4 protein-coding genes are annotated in these 3,438 nt (G+C 36.9%); 3 read left to right on the plus strand and 1 reads right to left on the minus strand.

Annotation, left to right across the window (positions count from 1 at the left end; all coding sequences use genetic code 11):
• Nucleotides 1–36: 36 nt before the first annotated feature.
• From ACE3RB_RS19830 to ACE3RB_RS19840, 3 genes are read left to right on the plus strand one after another with little or no spacing between them, the layout of a single operon-like run.
• The gene (locus tag ACE3RB_RS19830) at nt 37–1,350 is read left to right on the plus strand and encodes a hypothetical protein (RefSeq protein ID WP_374465788.1); all 1,314 of its coding nucleotides are present in this window, start codon (nt 37–39) and stop codon (nt 1,348–1,350) included.
• A 1-nt stretch (nt 1,351) separates the two neighbouring features.
• A complete protein-coding gene (gene lptC / locus ACE3RB_RS19835) occupies nt 1,352–1,942 on the plus strand; it encodes an LPS export ABC transporter periplasmic protein LptC (RefSeq protein ID WP_374465789.1) in 591 nt (196 codons plus the stop codon).
• A gap of 11 nt (nt 1,943–1,953) precedes the next feature.
• Entirely contained in the window at nt 1,954–2,997 is a 1,044-nt protein-coding gene (locus tag ACE3RB_RS19840) for an anhydro-N-acetylmuramic acid kinase (RefSeq protein WP_374465790.1), read from the plus strand.
• A 43-nt stretch (nt 2,998–3,040) separates the two neighbouring features.
• Here ACE3RB_RS19840 and ACE3RB_RS19845 read toward each other — a convergent pair whose 3' ends face one another.
• On the minus strand, nt 3,041–3,430 hold the full coding sequence (locus ACE3RB_RS19845; protein WP_002977623.1) for a hypothetical protein: 390 nt from the start codon (nt 3,428–3,430) through the stop codon (nt 3,041–3,043).
• Nucleotides 3,431–3,438: the final 8 nt, after the last annotated feature.

Consider the following 3,438-nt stretch of genomic DNA (forward strand, 5'->3'; position numbering starts at 1 on the left):
ATTTAAGATATTTGCGCATTGTTTTAAAAATAAAGAATGAAAAAAATCTTTGTAGTATCATTCATATCAGTTGGATATTTTCTGAATGCACAGAGTCTAAGCAACTCTCCTTATGCAGCTTATGGAATTGGAGATGTGAAATATGATAATACGATCGAAACTACTTCTATGGGAGGTATATCTACTGCTTTTATAAGTGATTTTACCAGTAGTTTCAATTTTGCCAACCCGGCAAATAACGCCAATTTTGAACTTACAAGTATCAGACTGGAAGCTACCAACGAAAACAATTATTTCAAATCGAACTATAACGATATGAAATCTACAAAGCATTCTACGTATCTTTCCAATATTTCGATCGCTTTTCCATTATCTTCAAAAGTGAAAATGGGAATCTCTTACCAGCCATACAGTTCCAAAAGCTACGATATTGTAACGGAACAGTTTGCCAGTGACAACACTCCTCTTTACAAAAACAGCTTCAAAGGTAGCGGAACTTTAAATACCGCACAGCTTGCTGTTTCTTATAAGATCAACCAGGAATTATCCGTGGGAGCAAAAGCAAATCTTTATTTCGGAGATCTTAATGACCTTAACGAATTCCGTGCCTACAACAGTAACCTTGGTACATATGTAGGGGAATATGTTAATGGCTATGAGACTAAAAACAGAATCAGAAACTTTAATTTTACGCTTGGTACTAGCTACCAGACTTTAAATACACGTACTGACAAGAAGTTTACCGTAGGAGCCACTGCTACTTTTGGGAACACAAGTAATATGACTACACAGTACACCAACAGTACCTACAGATATTCTGATGCTCAGGAAACTACAAAGATGACCGGTTCAGAAACAATCATTGAGCAAAAAGAAACAAAATCCAAAAATCTTCTTCCGTTACAGGCTTCCCTTGGAGTTGGGTACGGAAGTGAGAACCATTGGTTTGTATCTGGTCAGATAGATTATAAAAAAGGAGAAGATATCAATTATTTTGGTAAAACTTTTGATTTCCAGGATACTTACAGAATTTCTGCAGGAGGATGGTATCTTCCTAACTATAATAACTTCAGAAGCTACTTCTCAAGGGTGATCTACAGATATGGAGCATTCTACGAAAGAGGAAACCTTAAGCTGGAAGGAAACAGCATTAACAAGTTCGGTATTTCTGCCGGTGTGATGCTACCATTCAAAAACAGCAGTATCACAAGAATGAGCGGTCTTGAAATCGGGTTGGAAGTTGGTAAGAGAGGAACTCTTCAAAACAACCTGATCAACCAGAATTTCGTCAATCTGAGAATCGGCTTTAATTTTGCTGACAAATGGTTCAGAAAGACTCTTTATAACTAAAATGAATTTTTCAGAAAAAATATCATATAAAAATATAGCATGCCTTTTTAGTTGTGCTATATTTTTTATACTGACATCCTGTGAAGAGGACCTTACCAAAGCTAATGGCAGCCAAAGCAAGAATTTCCCTTCACAAATTATCAATAATGCCAATATTATACAGCGTGACTCCGGTTTTGTTACTTTAAAAGCCAAAGCACCCATTATTGAAAAGTATGAGCTGATCGACAGCCCGTATGTAGTAGCCAGAAAAGGAATTGATATTGAGTTTTTTGATAAAAAGAAACCTAAAGTTCCGGGAAGAATTACAGCGAAGTACGCCCGTATTTTTGAATACAAAAAATTCTATGAAGCCAAAGGCGATGTAAGAATAAGAACCAATGAAGGGCAAAGATTTGCCATGCAGAGTATTTACTGGGATCAGAAAAAAAACAGAATTTATACCAAAGATACGGTATATGTCACCATGGAAGACGGCTCTACATTGGTAGGAGCCAATGGAATGACTGCCAAAGATGATTTTTCCGAGTACACGTTCTATAACAATTCAGGAGATTTCAGTTCGAAAAGAATTTCTGAAAGTAAAAAATAAACCTGAAAATAATGAAAGCGCTGGCTATTGGACTGATGTCCGGGACGAGTCTGGACGGTTTGGATATCTGTTTTGCTGAATTTGAAAAAAAGGACCAATGGACCTTTCAAATCCTGAAAGCTGAAACATTCCCTTATTCTGAAGATTGGGAGAACAAACTTAGAAATTCAATTCATCTTGCTGCTGAAGATCTTCTGGAACTGCATTCAGCATATGGCTTTTACCTTGGACAAAAGGTTAAAGAATTTATCCATCAGCATCAGCTTGAAAATATCGATCTTATTGCATCTCATGGCCATACTGTTTTTCATCAGCCACAGAAAAGATTTACCCTTCAGATCGGTGACGGCAGAGCTATAAAACTGGAAACCGGATTACCCGTTATCTATGATTTCAGAAGCCAGGATGTCCTGATGAAAGGAAACGGAGCCCCTCTGGTTCCTATAGGTGATGAATTACTTTTCTCAAAATACAGCGCCTGTCTGAATCTTGGCGGATTTTCCAATATTTCCCTGCGATCAGAAGGAAAGAGAATTGCTTTTGATATCGCTCCGGTAAATATTGTTTTAAATCACCTGGCTCAGAAGCTCCACAAGAGTTTTGATGAAAACGGAACATTGGCGGAAAAAGGTACAATAAATGAAGATCTGCTTAATCAGCTTAACGCATTAGATTTCTACCAGCATTCTCATCCGAAATCATTAGGAGTTGAATGGTGCAGCCAACATATATTTCCGGCTCTTGAACATATTGAAATCACAGATGCGCTGGCTACTTTTACAGAGCACACCGCCCAACAGATCTCTAATGTCATCAATGCAAACAATATAAAAGATATCCTGATCACAGGAGGAGGTGCCTACAACACGGTTCTGATTGAAAAAATAAGAGCAAAAACAAAAGCTGAAGTAATCATCCCTGAAAAAGAGATTATCGACTATAAGGAAGCTCTGATATTTGCCTTTATGGGAGTTTTAAAAATGAAAAATCAGATCAATGTGTTGTCTTCCGCAACGGGAAGCAGTGCTGATCATTGTTCGGGAGTTATAGCATAGAAATACATAAAATAAAAAAAACCTCCAAAATTGGAGGTTTTTTTTATTTATAAGCTTCGATTTTATCAGTAAGCGTATTGATAAAGTTCTGTAACGGCTTTTCTACCATCATTTTGATGAATGGATTAAATTTTCCTTCAAATAACATCTGAACCTCTGTCTGATTATCGCTGATCGGGTTCAACGTTGCTGTTAATGAGAAATCAAGGCTGGAGCTTGCGGATCTTAAAACAGCTTTGTGATCATCCACTTCGTCAATTTTTAACGCAATCTCCGGCATTCCCTGTAATCCGAATTTAAATCCGTTATCTCTTGTTTCAAATTTCTGAAGACCATCCGGCATAAAATCTTTATAATTTTCAGGAGATTTCAGCAACTCGGTAAGTTCTTTAGATGATTTATTGACAATAATCTTTCGTCCTTCTAAATTCATTTTTTATT

Source organism: Chryseobacterium sp., assembly GCF_041914225.1.
In the GTDB taxonomy this organism is placed as follows: domain Bacteria; phylum Bacteroidota; class Bacteroidia; order Flavobacteriales; family Weeksellaceae; genus Chryseobacterium.

Bases quoted from the DNA above. Each gene is read 5' to 3' on its own strand.
- ACE3RB_RS19840 (WP_374465790.1), top strand. From the start codon at position 1,954: ATGAAAGCGCTGGCTATTGGACTGATGTCCGGGACGAGTCTGGACGGT.
- ACE3RB_RS19845 (WP_002977623.1), bottom strand. From the start codon at position 3,430: ATGAATTTAGAAGGACGAAAGATTATTGTCAATAAATCATCTAAAGAA.
- ACE3RB_RS19830 (WP_374465788.1), top strand. From the start codon at position 37: ATGAAAAAAATCTTTGTAGTATCATTCATATCAGTTGGATATTTTCTG.
- lptC (WP_374465789.1), top strand. From the start codon at position 1,352: ATGAATTTTTCAGAAAAAATATCATATAAAAATATAGCATGCCTTTTT.